General features: G+C 43.5%; 17 protein-coding genes. 15 read left to right on the top strand and 2 right to left on the bottom strand.

Features of this window, described 5'->3' with window-relative positions:
• Genes ACYVJG_RS08875 through ACYVJG_RS08850 form a run of 6 tightly spaced genes read left to right on the top strand, consistent with a single transcriptional unit; the run spans window position 1 to window position 5,775 of the window.
• Window positions 1-1,146, top strand: a complete 1,146-nt coding sequence (locus ACYVJG_RS08875) for a LegC family aminotransferase (protein ID WP_460430743.1) — start codon at window positions 1-3, stop codon at window positions 1,144-1,146.
• 2 nt (window positions 1,147-1,148) lie between these two features.
• Complete coding sequence (gene neuC / locus ACYVJG_RS08870) at window positions 1,149-2,285, top strand: UDP-N-acetylglucosamine 2-epimerase (RefSeq protein WP_460430742.1); 1,137 nt, start codon at window positions 1,149-1,151, stop codon at window positions 2,283-2,285.
• Window positions 2,278-3,354, top strand: a complete 1,077-nt coding sequence (gene neuB, locus ACYVJG_RS08865) for an N-acetylneuraminate synthase (protein WP_460430741.1) — start codon at window positions 2,278-2,280, stop codon at window positions 3,352-3,354. The genes neuC and neuB overlap by 8 nt, the downstream gene beginning before the upstream one ends.
• A gap of 21 nt (window positions 3,355-3,375) precedes the next feature.
• A complete protein-coding gene (locus ACYVJG_RS08860; RefSeq protein ID WP_460430740.1) occupies window positions 3,376-4,056 on the top strand; it encodes an acetyltransferase in 681 nt (226 codons plus the stop codon).
• Entirely contained in the window at window positions 4,032-5,078 is a 1,047-nt protein-coding gene (locus ACYVJG_RS08855; protein WP_460430739.1) for a nucleotidyltransferase family protein, read from the top strand. The genes ACYVJG_RS08860 and ACYVJG_RS08855 overlap by 25 nt, the downstream gene beginning before the upstream one ends.
• The gene (locus tag ACYVJG_RS08850) at window positions 5,026-5,775 is read left to right on the top strand and encodes an acylneuraminate cytidylyltransferase family protein (RefSeq protein WP_460430738.1); all 750 of its coding nucleotides are present in this window, start codon (window positions 5,026-5,028) and stop codon (window positions 5,773-5,775) included. The genes ACYVJG_RS08855 and ACYVJG_RS08850 overlap by 53 nt, the downstream gene beginning before the upstream one ends.
• 1 nt (window position 5,776) lies before the next feature.
• Here ACYVJG_RS08850 and ACYVJG_RS08845 read toward each other — a convergent pair whose 3' ends face one another.
• Window positions 5,777-8,659 carry a tetratricopeptide repeat protein gene (locus tag ACYVJG_RS08845; protein WP_460430737.1) on the bottom strand — a complete coding sequence of 961 codons (2,883 nt, stop codon included), beginning with the start codon at window positions 8,657-8,659 and terminating at the stop codon, window positions 5,777-5,779.
• Window positions 8,660-8,734: 75 nt separating this feature from the next.
• Between ACYVJG_RS08845 and fliB the strand changes: the two genes are divergently transcribed.
• The 3 genes from fliB to ACYVJG_RS08830 all read left to right on the top strand — a co-directional run bounded on the left by fliB (window position 8,735) and on the right by ACYVJG_RS08830 (window position 11,834).
• Window positions 8,735-9,982: a flagellin lysine-N-methylase gene (gene fliB / locus ACYVJG_RS08840; protein WP_460430736.1), complete on the top strand. Its 1,248-nt coding sequence runs from the start codon at window positions 8,735-8,737 to the stop codon at window positions 9,980-9,982.
• A 134-nt stretch (window positions 9,983-10,116) separates the two neighbouring features.
• Window positions 10,117-11,331 (top strand): flagellin N-terminal helical domain-containing protein, encoded by a 1,215-nt coding sequence (locus tag ACYVJG_RS08835; RefSeq protein ID WP_460430735.1) that lies wholly within the window; start codon window positions 10,117-10,119, stop codon window positions 11,329-11,331.
• Between the two features lie 101 nt (window positions 11,332-11,432).
• Window positions 11,433-11,834 carry a flagellar protein FlaG gene (locus ACYVJG_RS08830; protein WP_460430734.1) on the top strand — a complete coding sequence of 134 codons (402 nt, stop codon included), beginning with the start codon at window positions 11,433-11,435 and terminating at the stop codon, window positions 11,832-11,834.
• A gap of 59 nt (window positions 11,835-11,893) precedes the next feature.
• Here the strand turns inward: ACYVJG_RS08830 and ACYVJG_RS08825 are convergent, their stop codons facing one another.
• Window positions 11,894-14,083, bottom strand: a complete 2,190-nt coding sequence (locus ACYVJG_RS08825; RefSeq protein WP_460430733.1) for a tetratricopeptide repeat protein — start codon at window positions 14,081-14,083, stop codon at window positions 11,894-11,896.
• Window positions 14,084-14,202: 119 nt separating this feature from the next.
• Between ACYVJG_RS08825 and fliD the strand changes: the two genes are divergently transcribed.
• The 6 genes from fliD (at window position 14,203) to ACYVJG_RS08795 (ending at window position 21,868) form a co-directional block, all read left to right on the top strand.
• Window positions 14,203-16,170 (top strand): flagellar filament capping protein FliD, encoded by a 1,968-nt coding sequence (fliD, locus tag ACYVJG_RS08820; protein WP_460430732.1) that lies wholly within the window; start codon window positions 14,203-14,205, stop codon window positions 16,168-16,170.
• Between the two features lie 73 nt (window positions 16,171-16,243).
• Window positions 16,244-16,696 (top strand): flagellar export chaperone FliS, encoded by a 453-nt coding sequence (fliS, locus tag ACYVJG_RS08815; RefSeq protein ID WP_460430731.1) that lies wholly within the window; start codon window positions 16,244-16,246, stop codon window positions 16,694-16,696.
• Entirely contained in the window at window positions 16,689-17,015 is a 327-nt protein-coding gene (locus ACYVJG_RS08810; RefSeq protein ID WP_460430730.1) for a flagellar protein FliT, read from the top strand. The genes fliS and ACYVJG_RS08810 overlap by 8 nt, the downstream gene beginning before the upstream one ends.
• Before the next feature lie 142 nt (window positions 17,016-17,157).
• Window positions 17,158-18,711: an ATP-binding protein gene (locus tag ACYVJG_RS08805; protein ID WP_460430729.1), complete on the top strand. Its 1,554-nt coding sequence runs from the start codon at window positions 17,158-17,160 to the stop codon at window positions 18,709-18,711.
• A 17-nt stretch (window positions 18,712-18,728) separates the two neighbouring features.
• The gene (locus ACYVJG_RS08800; protein ID WP_460430728.1) at window positions 18,729-20,291 is read left to right on the top strand and encodes an ATP-binding protein; all 1,563 of its coding nucleotides are present in this window, start codon (window positions 18,729-18,731) and stop codon (window positions 20,289-20,291) included.
• Between the two features lie 17 nt (window positions 20,292-20,308).
• Window positions 20,309-21,868: an ATP-binding protein gene (locus ACYVJG_RS08795; RefSeq protein WP_460430727.1), complete on the top strand. Its 1,560-nt coding sequence runs from the start codon at window positions 20,309-20,311 to the stop codon at window positions 21,866-21,868.
• Window positions 21,869-21,877: the final 9 nt, after the last annotated feature.

Below are 21,877 nucleotides of genomic sequence, written 5' to 3'. Positions count from 1 at the left end.
ATGAATTTTAATTGGCTAGTCAAAAAAATTCGAAGTTACTACGATTCTGAAGATTTTATTCCCCTTCATGCCCCTGTTTTTGCTGGTAACGAGCGTCAATATGTGATGGAAACGATTGACTCTACGTTTGTATCTAGCGTAGGAAAGTTTGTTGATCAGTTTGAAACTGCAGTTGCTCAGTACACGCAATCCCCTCGTGCTATTGCTACTGTGAATGGAACCGCAGCATTACATACTGCGTTGTTACTAGCAGGTGTAAAAGCAAATGATCTCGTGTTGACCCAAGCTTTAACTTTTATCGCAACTTGCAATGCAATTCGCTATTGTGGTGCAGATCCGATATTCATCGATGTTTCCCGTTCTTATCTAAGTTTATGTCCTGCTGCGTTAGCCGATTGGTTACAGCAACATGCTTACCTCGATGAACAAGGTATATGCCGTGAAAAGCATTCACGGCAGCGAATTTCTGCTTGTGTGCCAATGCATACCTTCGGGCATCCTGCTGACTTAGAAGGACTGTTGACTGTGTGTGAAAGGTGGAATGTTGTGCTGATTGAAGATGCAGCAGAGTCTTTAGGCAGTTTATACAAAGGTCAACACACAGGTACTTTTGGCTTGGCTGGATGTTTAAGCTTCAACGGAAATAAAATTATCACGACTGGTGGTGGAGGTATGGTGCTTACCAACGAGTTGTTGGGACAAAGAGCCAAACATTTGACAACGACTGCTAAACAACCACATGCCTACGAGTACGTGCATGATGAAGTTGGTTATAACTATCGGCTCCCTAATTTAAACGCTGCTTTGGGATGTGCCCAACTTGAAAAACTAGAAGCATTTATTGCGATCAAGCGGGAGCAAGCACTTTTTTATAAGGAAAATCTATCCGGTAGTGATTTAAGCTTTGTGGAAGAACCGATTAACTGTCGTGCAAACTACTGGCTCCATGCCGTGGTTTGCCAAGACAGAGAGCAGAGAGACCATCTTTTGCGAGATACCAACGATAGAGGCGTGATGACAAGACCGATATGGCAACTTATGCATCGTTTGCCGATGTTTCGTGACTCGATTCGTGATCACCTCTCTTGTTCTGAATGGTTAGCAGACCGAGTGGTGAATCTACCAAGTAGTGTGAAAACGTCTTAAATATGTTGAAAAAAATTGCTGTTTTTACTGGAACACGAGCTGAATATGGTTTGCTTTTTTGGTTACTCAAAGCCATTCAAGATGAACCGGATTGCGAATTACAGTTGATTGTGTCGGGTTCCCATCTCTCCCCTGAATTTGGCTCAACATGGCAACAAATCATAGATGATGGTTTTGATGTCGCAGCAAAGGTTGAAATTTTACTGTCGTCAGATAGTGCTGTTGGGGTTGCCAAAGCAATGGGGTTAGGTTGTATCGGTTTTGCAGATGCCCTTGATCGTTTACAGCCAGATGTGCTGATTATCCTTGGCGATAGATTTGAAGCCCTCGCAGCCGCACAAGTTGCAATGGTAATGAAAATACCTATTGCTCATTTGCATGGAGGCGAAACAACAGAAGGGGCTTATGATGATGCAATTCGACATTCGATTACACACATGGCAACTTGGCATTTCACGGCGGCTGAGCCTTACCGACAAAAAATTCTATCTTTTGGAAAACCAGAGCACAGCGTGTTTTGTGTCGGTGCAATTGGTTTAGATCATGTTGAACATACCCCATTGCTGTCTTTATCTGAACTGGCTGTTACACTCAATTTTACTTTGCAGTCGCCTTTCTTTTTAGTGACTTATCATCCTGTTACTTTGGGAGATGAGTCACCTACATTAACATTTCTCAATATATTAGAAGCATTAGATCAGTTTCCCAATCATCAAGTTATCTTCTGCTATCCGAATGCAGATAATGGAGGTAGGGAAATTATTGCCCAGATTGATAATTATGTAGCACGTTATCCCAAAAAAGCTGTAGCGGTACCTTCTTTAGGGACTCAGCGATATTTAAGTGCAGTTAAATTCTCTGATGTTGTGATTGGTAATTCGTCTAGCGGGATCATTGAGGTACCACTGTTTAATATACCCACTGTCAACATAGGTTGTCGACAGAAGGGGCGTTTATACGCCAACTCTACTTTCCATAGTCAGCCTGACCAAGACAGTATTGTTTTGGCTATAAAAAAAGCAATGATTTTTAAAAATACTCGATTACAAGCCGTTTCTCCTTATGGTGGAGGAAATGTTTCTAATAAGGTTCTGCAGACAATTATTAAAATGATTGATAAGGAAGAAGATCATGTCTAACAAAGAAGTATTTTTTCTTGCTGAAGCAGGGGTCAACCATAATGGTGAAAAAGAAAAAGCGTTCGCTTTAGTTGAGGTTGCTGCTGCTGCTGGTGCTGATGCCGTGAAGTTTCAAACTTTTAATGCTGAAAAATTAGCTGCCACTCGTGCGCCAAAAGCCGCTTATCAAAAAAAGCTGACCGATCATCAAGAATCTCAACTTGAGATGTTGCGTAAACTGGAATTGCCATTAGAGTGGCATGCCCCACTTAAAAAGCATGCTGAGTCGCTAGGGATTCAGTTCTTATCAACAGCTTTTGATGTAGATAGTTTGCAATTTCTGCAAACCCTAGATTTACCTGTTTATAAAATTCCTTCTGGTGAAATAGTTAATGCGCCTTTACTCTGGCATTTTTCACGTACAGGTAAACCTTTGATTTTATCAACAGGGATGGCAACTCTAGGTGAAATTGAGCAAGCTTTGGCCGTGCTTAGCTATGGTATGTCTTATGTTGAGCCACCAAAAAACTTTTCTGAAATATGGTCATTTTGGAGTAGTGAAAAAGCTCAACAACAAGTGAGAGACAAGATCACATTATTGCATTGCACTTCACAATATCCGACACCAATGGAAGAAGTGAATCTCAAGGCAATGAATACTTTAGGTGACGCTTTTGGCATGAAAGTCGGTTATTCAGATCACACCGAAGGAGATTTGATTGCGATTGCTGCTGTTGCAAAAGGGGCTGTGTTGATTGAAAAACATTTTACATTAGACCGTCACTTACCAGGGCCTGATCATGCAGCGTCGTTAGAGCCGAGTGAATTAAAACATTTGATTTCGCAAATTCGTGCGCTGTCCAAAGCTTTAGGTTCTGGTATCAAAGCCCCTCAGCCAAGTGAATGGGATACTCGACGTGCTGCTAGACAAAACATCATTGCTTCACGCGATATTGCTGTGGGCGAGGTGTTTAGTGTTGAGAATATTACAACTGCCCGTGCTGGTGGCGGACGTTCACCGATGGAATGGTGGGATGTATTACAGGGTGAATCTGCGACAAAAAATATGATGGCAGGTGATCCTCTATAAGCACTTGTGAGTCGAATTGCCATGAAAAAACCTTTTGTGCTGTTTGGTGCGGGTGGCCATGCTAAGGTTGTGCTAGATCTTTTAGTTGCCTTGGATTACCCCGTTATTGGGGTATTTGATCCTCGTTTTGCTAACGATAGTGCTAAAAAGTGGCGAGGAATTCCTGTTTTGGGCGCAGATGAATCTCATCTCTCTTTAGCTCCCACAGAAGTAAACTTGGCTTTGGGCATCGGTTTACTACCCAGGTCTTTCGTACGTCAGAACGTATTTACCCGCTGGCAACAAGCGGGTTTTTCATTTCCAACGCTTGTTCATCCTGCTGCTGTGTTAGGTTCAAATGTGAATTTAGGCGTGGGTGTGCAAGTGATGGCTGGCGCTGTGATTCAAGCAGATACAGTGATTGCCGATAATTGCATTATTAACACTGGCGCAATAGTCGACCATGACTGTGTAATTGGTGCTCATAGTCATGTCGCACCCAGTGCAACTTTATGTGGTGGCGTTTCCGTTGGTGAAATGAGTTATATCGCCAGTGGTAGTTCCATCATTCAAGGCGTAGTTTTACCGCCACATACTGTTGTTGCTGCTGGTGCTACTGTTGTTAAATCGATTGCCGTTGCTACAACGCTATACGGTACACCGGCTAAACCACTTGCCCAATCACAGGAATCTAATCAATGCAAAAATGGCAATCTGCCTTAGCGCATCCAAATATCTCACTGTCTGATGCGATTCCTATTCTTGATCGCGGTGCTCTACGAATTGTTTTGGTTGTAGATGAACAAAATCACTTGTTAGGCACACTGACAGATGGCGATTTACGCCGTGCTTTATTAAGACAACAGCCTCTTTCTACGCCTCTGTGTGAGGTGATGACAACCCATCCCAAAGTGGCGCGGCATGATTGGAGTAAGGCCAGAATGTTGGCCTTGATGGAAAAGGACAGTCTATTACAGCTACCTATCTTAGACAGTTCTGGTGTATTGGTTGGACTTGAAACTTTACATGGTCTGTTACAAAAACCCCGACAACACAATCCTGTTTTTTTGATGGCAGGTGGGTTTGGTACGCGTCTGAGACCTCTAACAAATACTTGTCCTAAACCTATGCTCAGGATTGGTAGCAAACCTATTTTAGAATTGATTTTAGAAAGTTTTATTAACGCTGGTTTTTATCGTTTTTATATTTCAACACATTATATGCCAGAGCAAATTCAATCTTATTTTGGTGATGGTGGTCGTTGGAATGTTGAAATTAAATACATACACGAACAGACACCGCTTGGAACGGGCGGGGCACTTGGTTTATTGCCACATGACGAAATCGACCATCCTTTGTTTATGATGAATGGTGATTTATTAACTGACCTTAACTTTCTTTCTCTCCTTGCCTTTCATGAAGAACAAGGCGGTGTTGCAACAATGTGTGTGCGTGAGTATGAACAGCAAATCCCCTATGGTGTTATTGAGTCAGAGGGGTATCAGATGAGAAATATGGTTGAAAAACCTACTTACCGTTTTAAGGTAAATGCTGGGATTTATTTATTAGACCCCGATTTGGTAAAAACGGTGATGCCGGGTCAAATAATAGATATGCCTACCCTATTGCAGCAACAGGTTGAGACCCATCAGCAAGTTAATTTATTCACTATTCCCGGCTATTGGCTTGATATTGGTCGAATGGAAGATTTTCAGAAAGCGCAAGAAGAATATGCCTCAATCTAATGTCAAACGCCTTGCTATTATTCCTGTGCGGTCTGGATCCAAGGGACTGCCAAACAAAAACATTTTGCCTTTGGCTGGAAAGCCGCTTATGCACTGGACGATTGAAGCTGCTCTTACCTCTGGTGTATTTAGCGAGGTTTTCGTATCGACGGATAGCCAACTGTATGCTGAAATTGCCGAGCAAGCAGGTGTTTCCGTTCCGATATTACGACCTGAACACTTGGCAACAGATCAAGCCAGTACAATAGACGTGGTGTTGGATGTGTTGAATTATTTTTCTGCTAGGGGGAAAAAGTTTGATGAGGTTGCTGTACTACAGGCGACATCTCCTTTACGCACCGCACAATATATTCAACAGGCTGTTTCCCTGATGACTGAGAGAGAAGCACCCAGCGTGATAAGTGTGGCTCCGGCAGAACATCCGCCGCTTTGGACACAGCCTTTAGCAGAAGATCTATGTATGTCTTCCTTTGCTGAAGCAATCCGAGACCAACCACGACAGGCATTAGGTAAGTTTTATCGTTTGAATGGAGCGATCTATTTGGCAAAAGTTGAATGTCTCATTCAACAGCGTACTTTTCTGACACCAAAAACGATTGCTTTTATTATGCCAGCAGAACATTCTGTTGATATCGACTCGGCGTTAGATTTTCACTTTGCCGAGTCGATTTTTGCTTACCAAAATCGAGAGAAATGATCTACTTAATAATTTGTTCGATCAGTGCTTTCTTAAATAAAGCTTTACTAACATCTGCATGATCTTTCCCGGGGCTTCGGTGAACTTGAATATTCGGGTTGGTATTCGCAAGGTAGTTTGCATGAATGAGATCAGCCTCGTACAGTTTAGGAACAAAGAGCTGTAACCGAGAGCCAAGCTCTTCAGCATAAGGCTTTAAGTCAAGTGCCGGTATATTAAATTGTTCCTTGACCTTTTTCCGCCATTGTACATCTCTTGTTACCATAAAAGAGACTTGTCCTTTTTTATTTTCCCATTCATTATCGAGTGGTTTAGCTTGTGGTGAGATCGCGAGCACTGCTTTTGCGTCCAGTTTTGCTCCAAATTGAATGGCAGCAGAAGCCCCTGCTGAAGTGCCAAGGCAAATGATTTTTTGACAACCTGATTTTTCTATCTTGGCATTTAATAGCGACAACCATCTTTGTTGCGCTGAAAGGCCTTGATCAGCCAATGCCGTTCCAAGAGGGCCAACTTGGTACCACATTTGCCAACTGTCGCGAACGCCTAAATAACAAGTATCAGGGTAATCCTGCAATATTTCTTCAAATAACCTTACCCCAGCAAACTTGGGTGTAAGATAGGGCGTGACCTCTGACTGAGGTAAGGCCATATTAATGTTACCTTGGAAAAAAATCAGTAAGGTTTTTTTGCCTGTGCCTTTTATTAATAGCTCTTTTTCTAGTATTGGCTGGTTTATTTTTTTTTGTATATAATTCGCTAGTGTTCCTCCATATTTGAGCACCTCTTCTTCTAGAGGTTCTACTTGCTTATATTCGCTGAGTGTGTTGAGTCGCTTAATTAAAGACTGTGAGAAGGTTGCTTCAATTGCTTGTATGGTAGTGATATCTCCTCGAGCTAGTTTTTCTTCACAGCTAAGAGCATCGGAGTATCTCTCAGAGGTATGTGTTGTAAATAACGATTCATCTTGTTCTTCACACATCACAACGCCGGCAGGCATGTTTTCCCCTTGTAGCCATTTCCTTAAATCTTCACTCATCCGTGGAAAAGTATGGTGAATCGGGGTTGGGACTTCTGTTCTATAAACTCGTGCTTCTGGGAACCAAGGGGAATAATTTTGACCTAATAAACTCCAATTTGGGTGTGTAATAAATGGCCAAACGTTTTTGCCCCCTGTTACTGCACCTGCTAACTGCATAACTGCGGTTGGGGCTGTAATGACCAGATCTAAACTTTTTATTAGAGAAGCCACTGCATCAAAGTCATCTTTTAGGTTAATATCTGACCAAGATTGAATTTTTACACCAAAATGTTTAGCGGCAAATTCAAGTTCTTTATCGCAATCACCATATTGTAGATTGATCCAGTTTACATTAGGAATACTGAACAATGGGCCCCAAACTTCTATATCTGTGAGGTATCTATCTCTAAACGTACTGCGTACACCACTTCGCCAGCAAATACCTATATTTTTCTTGCTATGGTCTAAGCGTTTTTTCCATTCCTCATCCCATTCTGGATTTGTCTTTAAATAAGAACCAGTCGGGAAGGCGTTAACTTGTTTTCGGTAAAAGACTGGCAACGTCCCCATAGGAATATGATGTGTGTAATCAGTAATGTATGGCGCCCCATCTTTTTGTAAACGTGGGCTTTGTCTGACATCAATTTCTAAAAAACTGCGTTGCATCAGTGCAAGTAAACGAGGGTCTGTTTCATAGATAATATGTTTGGCCCCTGATTTTTTTACTAAGTCTGGGAAACAATTAGCAAACATAAAATAATCGCCAACCCCCTGTTCACTCCAGACCATAAGGGTTTTGTTTTTTAGTGATTCGTTTTCTTTCCAAATCTCGGCATGAAATTTTCTTGGTAAAAATAAAGACTCGCGATAACGGTGTTTATCCCAACCTTCTTTTACTCTACCTAAATTGAACAGGGGGTGCGCCATGTTCCATTTGGCCATGTCAAGATCTGGTTTTGCTTCAATCGCTTTTTCAAAACATACAATTGCTTTTTCTTGTTCTTTTGGTAGGGCATAATAAATCATGCCAAGTTGTATTAACCCCTGTGGGTCATTAGGGTTTTCTTCAAGAAAAGCTTTAATAACAGAAGTGCACTCTTCAAATTTGTTTTGTTCGAATAAAATCTCTGATAATCTTCTGCATAAAAAATCTGTTTTCTTAATTTTAAAGGCTTCTTGATAATGAATTTCAGCTTGTTCAATATTGTCTTCTAATTCAAATATCTTACCCTTGCCATAAATTAGTAAATGCTTCGCCACTTTGTTGTTAGTTAAAAAGCGAGATAGGTTTTCTTTCTTGTCCTGAATGGCTAAGATATTTATATAGCGAAAATGGATGTTTTCATCTTCGCTGTTTTCTGCTGCACCCGTGATGACCTTGAGTGTTTCAATATCGAGGTCAATCTCTTGCTTTGTTTCTTCAAATGCAGCCATCAAAATAATAGGGAAAATTGGATTCTCTCGATATTTTCTAACGAGAGAAGGTAGGTCTTTCTTTATCTCGATAAAAAGATGATTGTTGTATAAGTTGACAGCTTTGAAAATAGGATATTGTGGATTTGTTTGATCAAGTTCGATTGCTTTGGAGAAAAATATGTCAGCTTGTAGGGGTTCTTGTTTATTACTGAGTATTCTTGCTAACCAAAAGTAAGCCTCTGGTTGTGTACTATTGAGCGCCAAACTTTTTTCGATTGCAGCTTGTGCTTGTGTTAAGTTTGATAAATGAAATCGACTCACACCTAGGATCAGCCAAGCTCGACTGTGTTTGGGATACTGTACACACACTTGTTCTGCAAGCACCGCCGCATCCGCCCATTGTTGATTTTTTGAAGCTCTTTCCATCTCTATATTGAGGTTTTTGGCCATCTGTGGTGTTCTTTCTGAGTTAGAGTTGATACGAGAGCATTTCTGCTGAGTTATTTTCTTTAAAAAGGCTGTTCGATGACAAATTCTGTTGTTTCGTTTTCGAAAACTGATACATTAGTTCCCCAGTATCTACAAAAATTTAACTGTGTTGGTTCAAACATCTGCGTGAATTCCTGCTGTCAGAAAGTATTGTTTTTTCCCTCTGTTCAAGACATGGATGGGATGGCGCAATTAACAAATCAAACAGCCTATCAGCCTTGGTTGAGACTTGCTTTTGGTGTCGCAAAAAACAAACTCGGCGAGATGCAGGCGTTTAGTCGAATGAATCCTGTAACGGGGCAGTGTTGGTTATTGGATCGTCAGCAAAAGTGTCGGCTGTATGATAACCCTGCTTTACCGACGCGTTGTGCTGAATACCCTGCTATTAACAGATGGCTGCCTGATGGGACGCAGCAGTTCTTATCGCCGTCCTGTCCAGAAGTGGGTCGTCTATTGTGGAAAACCCCCGATGCACTGGCACTATCGATTGCACCCGTCATGATGAGACAGGAATCCATGGTAACAGTGGATCTACCCGAGGTAGAACAACAGCGCTACTTGTTACTGCGGCAAGCGGGTGCGACGTTGTTGCAAACTCGTGAACTCCCACTCTCGCGTCGCTTAATGTTGTTGTACTTCCTGACGGAACAGATTAGTGAGGTGTATGAAGCCAATCAAGTCGATCACATCGCGCTCTCGATTGAGAGCCTTTTTAACTTAATCCAACAGAACGACGAGACATTGCACTTTACGCAAATTACATTTGATGAGTCTCTACATGCACTTTTGTTGGTAAAGCTGTTACAACTTCGTCACGATCGACAGCAAGGGGTGGGTAGCTATGAAAAAGTGCTGAATGATGTTGTGTTGGCATTTGATTTGGCGGATCAATCTCGTCCACTAGAAGAACGTGCGTTAGCCGCTATTCCTAGGATACGAGAGGCTTTAGCGGATCTTGATCAGGCGCTATTAGCATCACCGCATTTTTTAGAGCATATCGTGTTGAACCACTGGTTAGCGTATGCGTTTCCTGTAGCGTCAGTGGAACATGATTTACGAACCAATCTGTTGGCCTTCTTGCTATTTTATTTGTTGCAACGGTTGTTTTTGGCTGCGGCTGCGAGTGCCTATGGTAATGATTTTGAGCAACAGGCTTGTTTGGTAGGCTCAGCATTTCATCGTGAATGGGTAGAGGAGTCTCCAATGTTGTTTGCTGCTGCGATGTCTTTAGCAAATTCAGAGTTGAAAAGCTTGCCTAAGTTATTGAGTTTGTTGGGAAAATAAAAAAATGCTGTAAAAAGCAGAAAATTTCTTAAAGTTTTTTCTGAGTGATCCGAAAACACTAACAAGAGCGCGATACCTGCAGTTTGATAGTAAGCGCCTCGTTTAACTTTTTTCTCTTCAGTAGGAGAATCACTATGTTTATCAATACTAACGTTGCCTCGCTGAACTCCCAACGTCAATTGGCTGGTTCTACCGGTCTGTTGGCAACTGCAACTCAGCGTCTGTCTTCTGGCTTGCGTATCAACAGCGCGAAAGATGATGCTGCTGGTATGTCGATCTCTGAGCGTATGACTGCCCAAGTCAAAGGTTTGGATCAGGCTAAGCGCAACGCAAACGACGGTATCTCTTTGGCACAAACTGCTGAAGGTGCGTTGACCGAAGTGGGTAACAACCTGCAACGTGTTCGTGAATTGGCCGTGCAAGCAGCCAACTCCACCAACAAACTCGGTGACCGTCAGACAATTCAAGACGAGATTACTCAGCTGAAAAACGAAATTCAGCGTATGACTGAACAGACTTCGTTTAACGGCAACAAACTGTTGGACGGTTCCTTCACTGCAAAAACTTTCCAAGTGGGTGCTGATGCAGGTCAGGCAATTACTATCGATAGCGTTGCAAACACCAACTTGAGTTCTTTAGGTGGTCGTAACTATGTCCGTGGTGTATCTGCAGTTGCGACTGGTTCGATCAGTAAAGCAGCTGGCACCGGTGGTGTAGATGCCATTGCTAACGGCCTGAAAATCAAATACACAGATTCCAACGGCGCAGCACAATCTGTCAGCTTAGGTTCAATTGGTGCTGCTTCAACTGGTGAACAACGTGCCGGTCAAATTGTTGAAGCGATCAACAAACAGTCCGAAAAAACTGGCGTGACCGCTACACTGGATGAGAACAACAAGATCCAAGTGCGTTCCAACGGTTCTTTGGGTGAGTTGTCAAAGGCTTCTTTCAGCCTGACTGGTGGTTGGAGTGCATCGAAAACTGGTTTGTCCACTAAAGGCGGTGCTTCCTTAGCTGGTAACAACACCTTAGGTATTACTGACCTGACCGTCACTGGCCACGACAGCAAAAATGCAACCAACGCGATTGCTCGTATTGACAACGCAATCAAAGAAGTGAACGCTTTCCGCGCAAAACTGGGTGCTTTCCAAAACCGTTTCAGCTCGGCAATCACTAGCTTGCAAACTTCTAGCGAAAACATCTCCGCTTCTCGTAGCCGGATTAAAGATGCTGACTTCGCTAACGAATCTGCATCCTTGGCTCGTGCCAACGTGTTGCAACAAGCGGGTACTGCAATGCTGGCTCAGGCTAACCAACAGCCACAGCAAGCTCTGCAGCTCTTGCGTTAATCTGAAAAAGAAACAGCCGCCGCCCCGCGCGGTGGCCCGTTTTCGAACAACCCGGCGCGGGAGCCTCCCCCGTCGGGTTTTTCGCGTAAGGAGCCTTGCTCATGAGTACGATTCCCCCCATCAACAGCAGCAACTTGCCGTCTTATTCGTTGCCGCAAGATACGAACAACCGGCCCGTTTCTTTGCCTGCCTCGCAATCGTCTGCCCCAACGGTAGAAGTTTCAAGCGATGCTGTGCAAGCTGTTTCCAGTGCACAGAAACAACAAGCACTCCAAGCCAATCCACAAGATTTACAAGATGCCGCAGAAAAAGTACAAAAAGTGGTGCAGATGTACGCGAGCGAATTGAAATTCTCGGTCGATGAAGACTTGGAGATCCCTGTCGTTAAAATTATCAATACCGCGAATGATGAAATCATTCGACAGATTCCTTCAGAAGAAATGCTAGAAATTGCTAAGAGTATTGATAAAATTGCTGGCATGTTTGTTAATCAAAAAGCCTAGTGCAAGAAACTAAAAAAGCTACCTTAGGTAAATAAGGTAGCTTTTTTGTTTTATATCTTTTAATGTGAGAAGTGTTGTTGCCAAAGCGTTGTGATTGTTTGTGAAAAATCTTTAGCAAACTGTGTTTGGTTAAACAAGGCAGAATGTGTAACTTGTTCTCGCAAGTTTTGTCTCAATAAAGACAATGCCTCTAACCGAGAAGCAACTGAACATGCTAGCGCCACATATTCCTCTTTGGTGTTGGTCACGTAACTTTCTAATCCTGCCGCAGTGAGCAAGCTAGCACCTTGACGCGAAAGTAACGTCTCTCCTGCAAGTGTGATAGTTGGGACACCCATCCAGAGCGCTTCGCATGTTGTAGTACCTCCCGTATAGGGAAAGGTGTCTAGTAGCACGTCCACTTCTGCATGTGCCTGTAGATAGTCTTGATAAGAAGTCGCAGGTAAAAGATGGATTCGTGTACGAGAAATACCCTGTGCTTCTAGTTTTTGCAAAGTGGATTCTTTGACTGTCTCATCAGCAAACTGCATTGCCTGCCAACGTAAACTGCTGTGAGGGACTTGATTAAGAATGTCACGCCATAAAGAAAAAACTTCATCATTTGTTTTGCTAAGATGTTGAAAGCAACCAAAAGTAAACTGATTTTTCTCTAAAGCGGGTAAATTGGATACCTTTGGTGCTTCGTTTAGAGTGTTAAAACATAACCTTGTATGAGGCAGATATTGCACTTGTTCAGCAAATTGGAATTGGTATTCTTCAGGGACACCCGTTTGATCGACGAGAATATAGTCGATTTCTTCAATACCTGTTGTTGCAAAATAGCCAAGCCAAGTAATTTGTAGTGGTGCAGGCTTATAAGAAAATACAGGTAAACGATTGCCTGCTGTATGGCCTGACAAGTCGATCAATATGTCAATTTCTTGCTGATAAATAAGCTCCGCTGCTTCTTCATCTGATTTCGCAAAGATATTATTCCAGCTATCAAAATACTTTCTTAACTGATGTGTGGTATCGTCTTCAATGCTATGATTATAATAAGCAAACAGTTCAAATTCATTGTTTTGCTTAATTTCACTCATAAATCCCAAAAATTTACTTACCGAGTGTTCACGGAAATCTGCCGATACAAAACCGACTTTTAGCTTCTCATGGTTGTGATTCTGATGTTTGTTGGAATAACTATTTTTTGTATGACGTTTTAGCCATTCCCCATATTCAATCGCATGATGTAGCGTTTCCCCTCTGTCCACGAAGTTGTAGCATAGCAATAAGTTACTGTACGCCTCAGTGTTGTAGATTTTTGAGTGAACTGCACGTTGAAAATATTGGATTGCTTTCTTTATTTCTCCTTTTTGATGATAAACATTACCTATATTGTTGAGGGTGACATCAGAACCTGGGTTTTTCTCCAAGATATGTTCAAAAATAGATTGTGCCTCATCTAAGTTGTTTAACCCCTTTAATGCAATACCCAAGTTGTTATAAGCATCAATATATTCTGGATTTAGACTAATGGCCTCTTTTGCATGATGGAAACCAAGTTGATAGTTCCCTTTTGCATTAAAAATTGCCGCCATGTTGCAATGTGACTCTATCAGGTTTGGCGAAATTGACAAGGATTTTTTATAGAATAATTCTGCTTCTTCGTTTCTGCCTTGTGCTTGTAAAATATGGCCAAGGTTATGGTAAGACTCTGCAACATTCGGTTCTAAATTGATTGCCTTTTGCGTTATATCCTCTGCCTCGTGATATTTTTTTTGTAGTCTTAAACATTCTCCTAAGTTAATCATGGCACTAATATAGTTTGGTTTTATTTGTAATGCCTTCTTGAAGTGTTTCTCTGCCATTTCGAAATCACTTCTGTAACTTAATAACAAGCCTAGGCTGTTATGAGCTTGAAACAGGCTTGGTTTAATACGAATCGCTTTTTTGTAGTGGCTTTCCGCTTCTGCTAGATCGCCTGTCTTCATGACTAAGTTGCCGAGATTGGTTTGAATTTCAGGATCTTGCGGGGCAAGGTAGGCTGCTTTTTGTAGCGTTTCGATGGCTTGCCCAATCTCTCCCAGCATCTCGTATGCTAAACCCATGAATTCATAAGGGAAACTGTGCTGCGGGTATGCTTGAGCCAGCTCATTTGTTCGTTCTAACAACAACGCTGCATCACCGCTATAATATGCTTCAACTATCGAACTCATTTCTGCTTGAGATGGTGATTTGATTTTTGTGTATTTTGATTTTTTTTGCGACATTTGACACTCCGAAAAAAGAAAATTACGACAGTAACTCAACATACTTTAAGTTTTACTTCGATTGGACGATACTTGTCACATCAATTATTGAATTTCTACTTCTTGAGGGGTACCCCATCATGGCTATCACATCTGCTGGTGTCGGTTCTGGGTTAGATATTAATAGCATCATTGGCCAATTGATGACAGTAGAATCACGGCCTCTTTCACAACTGCAGGCCAAAGAAGCCAAAGAGCAACAGAAGCTCTCTGCTTACGGTCAAGTTAAGAGTGCCCTGTCTACTTTTCAATCTTCTATCAAGGCGCTTCAAGATAACAGCAAATTTAGCTCAACCAAAGCGTCCGTTAGCGATAAGGACTATGCTTCTGTTTCTGCTTCTGGTGCTGCTCAGGCAGGTAAGTACTCGGTTGAAGTCATTGATCTCGCTCAGTCTCACAAAATTGCTTCTGGTGGTTTTTCAAATAGTAAAACTGCCTTGGCAACCAATGGTAAAAACTTGACTATTGAAGTCGGTACCAAAAAATTGGAGCTGAACTTCACTGCGGATCTGACGCTTGAAGAATTACGAGACAAAATTAATAAGGAAAATGGTGGGGTAACCGCCAACGTAGTGAACGATGGTTCAGCCTATCGTTTAACATTGTCAGCAACAGAAACGGGTGCGTCGAACACTATCACTGTTTCCTCTACATCTAGTAGTTCTGACCTAGATAAAATCCTGTATGCCGGTGGTGGTGGTGCACCAACAGCGTCGAATGCTGGCCAAACTCAGGCTGCAGCTGATGCACAAGTAAAAATTGATGGTTTAACAATCACTGATAAAAGTAACACTTTGACAAAAGCGATTGACGGGGTAACGTTGACGCTATCTAAAAAAACAGAGGCCGGTAAGCCTTTGACAGTCAATGTGACGAAAGACACCGGATCGGCTAAATCAACGATTGAGGGGATTGCGAAGTCTTATAATGAGTTGATGAAAGTGTTAGACAATCTAACCTACTTCAAAGCTGAGACAGCAAAAGCTGGGCAAGCAGCTGATGCTGGTATCTTGAATGGAGACAGTAGCATTCGCTCGATTCGTACCCAGTTGCGTGCTGCTTTTTCAACCCAGATCTCGGGTATCTCTGGTGATTACTCCTTACCTGCTTCCGTTGGTGTTGGGTTTGATGCCAAAACTGGCAATATGACTATTGACTCAACCAAATTGACCAAAGCACTAGAGGCCGATCCTCAGGCGGTGATGAAGCTGTTTACTGCATCTGGTAAAGCCGCTGATACTGGCTTGAATTTAATGAGTGCAACCAGCAAAACTAAAGCAGGTAGTTATGAAGTTGTTTTGACTGATGCACCATGGGTTTTACAAAGCAATACGGCAAGTAGTGCTGGCACGACGGCTGGACAGTTCTCAGGTGAATCGATGACGATGAAGGTTAATGGTACTGCTGCAACTATTAACCTTGATACTGCTTTTTCAACTGCAAAAGCAACAAATGGCGATGTTATCTCGACATTACAAGCGGCATTAGATAGTGCCTTTGGTTCGAATGTCGTCTCTGTTGCCTTTAATGGTACTGACAATAAATTTGAATTTACTGCTGCAAAACAAAACAAAGATAGCCGTATTGAAATCACCAGTATCGGCACAAATGCAGCGACCCATTTTGGTCTAACTAGCGGCAGTATCAGTCCTGCTAAAGTAGCTGGGACAATTGGTGGCATCTCTGCTCTGGGTGATGGAATTACGCTTTCTGGCTCGACAGGGAAAGATACCGAGGGCTTAAAAATTGAAATTACGGGTGGGGCGTTAGGCTCTCGCGGAACCATGACGGTGACAAAAGGGTTCGGTTTCGCAATTGATGATGCGCTTGAATCAATGGTCATGAAAAAAGGGCTTATTGAATCTAAGACAGAAAGTATCAATTCCACCATCAAAACTTTGGGTCGTGAACAAGATGCGATGCAGAATCGTATCGACGATACGGAGAAGCGTTTGCGTACCCAATTTGGTCGTCTTGACTCCACTTTGAGCCAAATGCAACAGATGTCTAGTTACATGCAGCAACAATTAAGTATGTTGTTACGCTGACAATCGGGCGGGGGATGGTTATGATGGCGTGTAACGATCTCCCGCTTGTTTTTTCTTGTTGAAGATGCCAACTATGCTGAACAAAAATCCTTATGCTGCCTACACACAATCTGCACTAGAAACAGAAGTGATGGTTGCCAGCCCTCACAAACTGATTCTGATGCTGTTTGACGGTGCCATACAAGCTATCGCAAATGCGCGTCGCTTCCTGCAAGAAAAAAATATCCCTGAAAAAGGGCGTATGATCAGCAAAGCGATTGCGATTGTTGACGAAGGCTTGCGTTTGTCTTTGAACAAAGAAGTTGGGGGCGAGTTGGCAGAACAACTCGATGCCCTGTATGAATATGTGAGCAATATTTTATTAGAAGCCAACTTAAATAACGATGATGCTAAATTAGAACAGGCGTCACGTTTATTGGCTGAACTGCGCGATGCTTGGGAACAAATCAACCCAGCTCGGCAAGCCGCTGAAAACAGCACCGAACCTCCTCCTCGTGCTAAACCAATGAGCTATGGCAATGTCTGATGTCGAACAACGCTACAACGATCTAATGGACGCTGCTTTTGCCTTGCGTGACGCGGCAAGAGCAGAAGATTGGGACAAAGTGGCGGACTTATGGGATGGATTCTTGCTGCAATTTGATGCGTTGCAAAGCTATCAAGCCAATCATCCCGATTGGGCTGAACACCGCCTAGGTAGCCGCGAATTTTGTGCTGATCGCCTACGGCAAATTCTCGATTGCCACGAAGAAGTCAGCCATCTCGTGCGTGACCGCCATCAGGTTTTACGAGAAGAACTCGGCTCGGTCCACACGACCGCAAAACTGCGTCAGGCCTACAAGTAATATCCCTTCGATGGCGAGTTCTTCCCTCGCCATCCCGCCTAGACTCTCCCCTGTATTTCCTTCTTTTGCCTCTCCTGCTGCCCTCGCCAGACCGCAGTACAATCCCCATATCCTTCTCAATCATCTATTGATTTAAGGCTGCATGATGTCGCGTAAAAAACTCCCTATTGGTATTCAAACCTTCGCCAAAATTCGCGAAGACAACCATTACTACATCGACAAAACCCCGATGGCTTACCAACTGGTGACAGAGGGCAGTCATTACTTTTTATCCCGCCCACGTCGTTTTGGTAAAAGCTTATTCCTCGATACCTTGGCTGAACTGTGGGCAGGGAATGAAGCTTTGTTTCAAGGGCTGTGGATTCACGATAAATGGGATTGGTCGGTGTCTTATCCGGTGATTCGCATCAGCTTTGGCGGTGGGGTAATGCGTTCTCCTGAGGAACTACAAGAACGTATCCAGCATATTTTATATTCCGAGGCTGAACGATTTGGGCTGAGCTATCGCACGACTTCAGTGGTTGATCGTTTTATTGATCTGATTCAACACGCACACAAACAGTCGGGACAACCGGTGGTCGTGTTAGTGGATGAATACGACAAGCCTATCCTAGACAATCTGACCAAACCAGAACTCGCCAAAGCGATGCGAGATGAGCTGAGAAACTTATACTCAGTGATAAAAGATCAGGATGCAGTAATGAAGTTCGTGTTCCTGACTGGGGTATCAAAATTCAGTAAAGTGAGTTTATTTTCAGGTTTAAATAACCTGAATGACATCACCCTTGATGCCGAGTATTCAGCGATTTGTGGTTACACTGACTACGATATTGACACCGTTTTTGCACCGGAATTAGCTGGATTAGATCGAGAGCAGATTCGTGAGTGGTACAACGGTTATAACTGGCTAGGTGAGTCCGTTTACAACCCGTTTGATGTGCTGTTGTTGTTTCAAAAACGCGATTTCCGGCCCTATTGGTTCGAAACCGGCACACCAACGTTCTTACTCGATTGGATCAAAGCACATCATGTGTGGCTGCCAGAACTGGCTGCTTTGCGCGTCAGTGGTGATTTGTTGCAAGCGTTTGATGTTGACATGATGCTCACGGAATCCTTGATGTTCCAAACAGGTTATCTGACGATTGCAAAACGCGAGTATCAGTTTGGTGAATATCTGTACCAACTGCGTTATCCAAACCGTGAGGTCTACCAAAGCTTTCACAATAGTGTGCTGTATGTACTCCAACCTGATGCGGGTCAAAGCAGCCGCACCAAACACCAGCTGGGGCAGCTGTTACTGAAAAATGACTTTGCTGGCATGGAAGCTTTATTCCATAGCCTATTTTCCAGCATTCCCTACGACTGGCAACGCAACAATGCCATTGCCCAATACGAAGGCTATTACGCTAGCGTGTTCTATAGCTACTTCGCTGCCCTTGGCTTAGACATCCGCCTTGAAGACATCACCAACAAAGGCCGCATTGACATGGCGGTGTTGTTTCATCAACACGTGTATTTGTTTGAATTCAAAGTCGTTGAAGCCACACCACAAGGCAAAGCCTTACAACAACTACAAGACCGAGGGTACGCCGAGAAATACCGCAACCGAGGTGAACCGATTCACTTAATCGGGATTGAGTTTAGCCGTGAACAGCGGAATGTGGTGGGGTTTGAGTGGGTTACGATTGCAGAATAAAAATACAGGATAAAACCATGAGAGACAGCAGCCAAAAAAAACTCCCGATTGGTATTCAAACCTTCGCCAAAATTCGCGAAGACAATCATTACTACATCGACAAGACCCCGATGGCTTATCAGTTAGCCACGCAGGGCAGCCATTACTTTTTATCCCGTCCACGTCGCTTCGGTAAAAGCTTGTTCCTCGATACCTTAGCTGAACTGTGGGCAGGCAATGAGGCGCTGTTTCAAGGGCTATGGATTCACGATAAATGGGATTGGTCGGTGCCCTATCCGGTGATTCGTATCAGCTTTGGTGGTGGGGTGATGATGAATGTGGAAACCCAGCTACCGAATAAAATCGCGGAGCAAATGCGCATCAATGCCGAGCGTTTAGGGCTGAATATTGAGTTAGGCGAAGCAGAAACCTGTTTTGCCAATTTAATCCGTGCTGCAGAAGCCAAAACCGGTCAGAAAGTGGTGATATTGATTGATGAATACGACAAACCGATTCTCGACAATCTCACCGATCCCGAATTGGCGAAAGCCATGCGTAACCGATTGCGTAATCTGTATTCGGTGATCAAAGACCTCGATGCCTCGATTCGTTTTGTGTTTCTGACTGGGGTATCAAAATTCAGCAAAGTGAGTTTGTTCTCTGGGCTGAATAACCTCCGCGACATCACGATGTCTCCAGAATATTCTGCGATCTGTGGCTACACTGATCACGATATTGACACTGTTTTTGCACCGGAATTAGCTGGGTTAGACCGTGAACAGATTCACGAGTGGTACAACGGTTATAACTGGCTGGGTGAGTCGGTGTATAACCCGTTTGACGTGTTACTTTTATTTCAAGAGAGAGATTTCCGATCTTACTGGTTCGAAACTGGCACACCGACCTTTTTGGTTGATATGCTCACCGAACGAGGAACATGGCTTCCAGCATTGAGCCGTGTTGAATCCGATGCGGATTTACTTGGTGCATTTGAGATAGAACATCTCAATACAGAAACCCTGATGTTTCAAGCAGGTTATTTAACGATTGCTGAGCGATTAGATTTCGATGGGGAAGCCTTTTTTCGGTTGCGTTACCCCAATCGTGAAGTATTTCAAAGCTTACATAAATGCCTATTGCGCGCTTGGGCCCCAGGTGAAGCCAGTTCAGCATCATATCGTATCGCCTTAATCCAAAAACTCCGCAGTAACGATGTAGCAGGGTTAGCTGAATTATTTCATGCCCTGTTTGCAGGTATCCCGTACGACTGGCAACGCAATAACGCCATTGCCCAATACGAAGGCTATTACGCCAGCGTGTTCTACAGCTACTTCGCTGCCCTTGGCTTAGATATTCGCCTTGAAGACATCACCAACAAAGGCCGCATTGATATGGCGGTGTTGTTTAACCAACACGTGTATTTGTTTGAATTCAAAGTCGTCGAAGCCACACCACAAGGCAAAGCCTTACAACAACTACAAGACCGAGGCTATGCCGAGAAATACCGCAGCCGAGGTGAGCCGATTCACTTAATCGGGATTGAGTTCAGCCGCGAACAGCGGAATGTGGTGGGGTTTGAGTGGGTTACGATTGCAGGGTAAAAATACAGGATAAAAACATGATAGACAGCAGCCAAAAAAAACTCCCGATTGGTATTCAAACCTTCGCCAAAATTCGCGAAGACAATCATTACTACATCGACAAAACCCCGATGGCTTATCAGTTAGCCACGCAGGGCAGCCATTACTTTTTATCCCGTCCACGTCGTTTCGGTAAAAGCTTGTTCCTCGATACCTTGGCTGAACTGTGGGTAGGGAATGAAGCGTTATTCCAAGGACTGTGGATTCACGATAAATGGGATTGGTCGGTGTCCTATCCGGTGATTCGCATCAGCTTTGCCGAAGGTGTCATGCACTCGCCTAAAGCATTACAAGAACGAATTCAGCATATTTTACAGTCCGAGGGAGAACGGTTTGGACTGAGCTATCGTACCAATTCGATTGTTGATCGTTTTATTGATCTGATTCAACACGCACACAAACAGTCGGGGCAACGGGTTGTCGTGTTGGTGGACGAATACGACAAACCGATTCTCGACAATCTGACCAATCCAGAACTTGCCAAGGCGATGCGTGATGAACTGAGAAATTTATATTCAGTGATAAAAGGTCAGGATGCGGTGATTAAGTTTGTGTTTCTGACTGGGGTATCAAAATTCAGCAAAGTCAGTTTGTTCTCTGGCTTGAACAACCTCCGCGATATCACGCTATCGGCAGAATATTCTGCGATCTGTGGCTATACCGATCACGATATTGACACCGTTTTTGCACCGGAATTAGCTGGATTAGATCGAGAGCAGATTCGTGAGTGGTACAACGGTTATAACTGGCTAGGTGAATCTGTCTACAACCCGTTTGATGTGTTATTGCTATTTCAAGAGCGCCAATTCCGCGCCTATTGGTTTGAAACCGGCACACCGACTTTCTTAATTGACATCCTGCGCCAACGCCAAGCCTTCACCCCAGAGTTATCACAGTTGGTGACGATGGAAACGTTGTTATCACGCTTTGATGTTGAAGACATCCCGACCGAAGCACTGATGTTCCAAACCGGCTATCTCACTATTGCGGATAGCTTCCACATGGGTGCCTTAACCGAATACACCCTGAAATATCCCAACTTAGAAGTCCAAGCCAGTTTAAATGGGGTATTGTTGGAAATGTTAATGGGCAACTCTTCATTGCCACATCAATACACCGGACAACTGTACCGATTGCTCAGCAAAGCAGATGTGTCCAAACTGGAAACGCTGCTGCACGCTTTATTCGCTAGCATCCCCTACGACTGGCAACGCAACAATGCCATTGCCCAATATGAAGGCTATTACGCCAGCGTGTTCTACAGCTACTTCGCAGCCCTTGGCTTAGATATCCGCCTTGAAGACATCACCAACAAAGGCCGCATTGATATGGCAGTGTTGTTTAATCAACACGTGTATTTGTTTGAATTCAAAGTCGTTGAAGCGACACCACAAGGCAAAGCCTTACAACAACTACAAGACCGAGGGTACGCCGAGAAATACCGCAGCCGAGGTGAGCCGATTCACTTAATCGGGATTGAGTTTAGCCGTGAACAGCGCAATGTGGTGGGGTTTGAGTGGGTTACGATTGCACAATAAAAATACAGG

The sequence above is a fragment of the Aquaspirillum soli genome, from assembly GCF_054781915.1.
The sequence above is the reverse complement of the archived record's forward strand: the minus strand, read 5'-3'. Positions and strand labels throughout refer to the sequence as shown.

Excerpts from the sequence above, each read along its gene's own strand:
- fliS (WP_460430731.1), top strand. The coding sequence starts at position 16,244 with ATGCTGAACAAAAATCCTTATGCTGCCTACACACAATCTGCACTAGAA.
- ACYVJG_RS08810 (WP_460430730.1), top strand. The coding sequence starts at position 16,689 with ATGTCTGATGTCGAACAACGCTACAACGATCTAATGGACGCTGCTTTT.
- ACYVJG_RS08845 (WP_460430737.1), bottom strand. The coding sequence starts at position 8,659 with ATGGCCAAAAACCTCAATATAGAGATGGAAAGAGCTTCAAAAAATCAA.
- neuC (WP_460430742.1), top strand. The coding sequence starts at position 1,149 with ATGTTGAAAAAAATTGCTGTTTTTACTGGAACACGAGCTGAATATGGT.
- ACYVJG_RS08830 (WP_460430734.1), top strand. The coding sequence starts at position 11,433 with ATGAGTACGATTCCCCCCATCAACAGCAGCAACTTGCCGTCTTATTCG.
- fliD (WP_460430732.1), top strand. The coding sequence starts at position 14,203 with ATGGCTATCACATCTGCTGGTGTCGGTTCTGGGTTAGATATTAATAGC.
- fliB (WP_460430736.1), top strand. The coding sequence starts at position 8,735 with ATGACAAATTCTGTTGTTTCGTTTTCGAAAACTGATACATTAGTTCCC.
- neuB (WP_460430741.1), top strand. The coding sequence starts at position 2,278 with ATGTCTAACAAAGAAGTATTTTTTCTTGCTGAAGCAGGGGTCAACCAT.
- ACYVJG_RS08855 (WP_460430739.1), top strand. The coding sequence starts at position 4,032 with ATGCAAAAATGGCAATCTGCCTTAGCGCATCCAAATATCTCACTGTCT.
- ACYVJG_RS08795 (WP_460430727.1), top strand. The coding sequence starts at position 20,309 with ATGATAGACAGCAGCCAAAAAAAACTCCCGATTGGTATTCAAACCTTC.
- ACYVJG_RS08835 (WP_460430735.1), top strand. The coding sequence starts at position 10,117 with ATGTTTATCAATACTAACGTTGCCTCGCTGAACTCCCAACGTCAATTG.
- ACYVJG_RS08805 (WP_460430729.1), top strand. The coding sequence starts at position 17,158 with ATGATGTCGCGTAAAAAACTCCCTATTGGTATTCAAACCTTCGCCAAA.
- ACYVJG_RS08800 (WP_460430728.1), top strand. The coding sequence starts at position 18,729 with ATGAGAGACAGCAGCCAAAAAAAACTCCCGATTGGTATTCAAACCTTC.
- ACYVJG_RS08825 (WP_460430733.1), bottom strand. The coding sequence starts at position 14,083 with ATGTCGCAAAAAAAATCAAAATACACAAAAATCAAATCACCATCTCAA.
- ACYVJG_RS08860 (WP_460430740.1), top strand. The coding sequence starts at position 3,376 with ATGAAAAAACCTTTTGTGCTGTTTGGTGCGGGTGGCCATGCTAAGGTT.
- ACYVJG_RS08875 (WP_460430743.1), top strand. The coding sequence starts at position 1 with ATGAATTTTAATTGGCTAGTCAAAAAAATTCGAAGTTACTACGATTCT.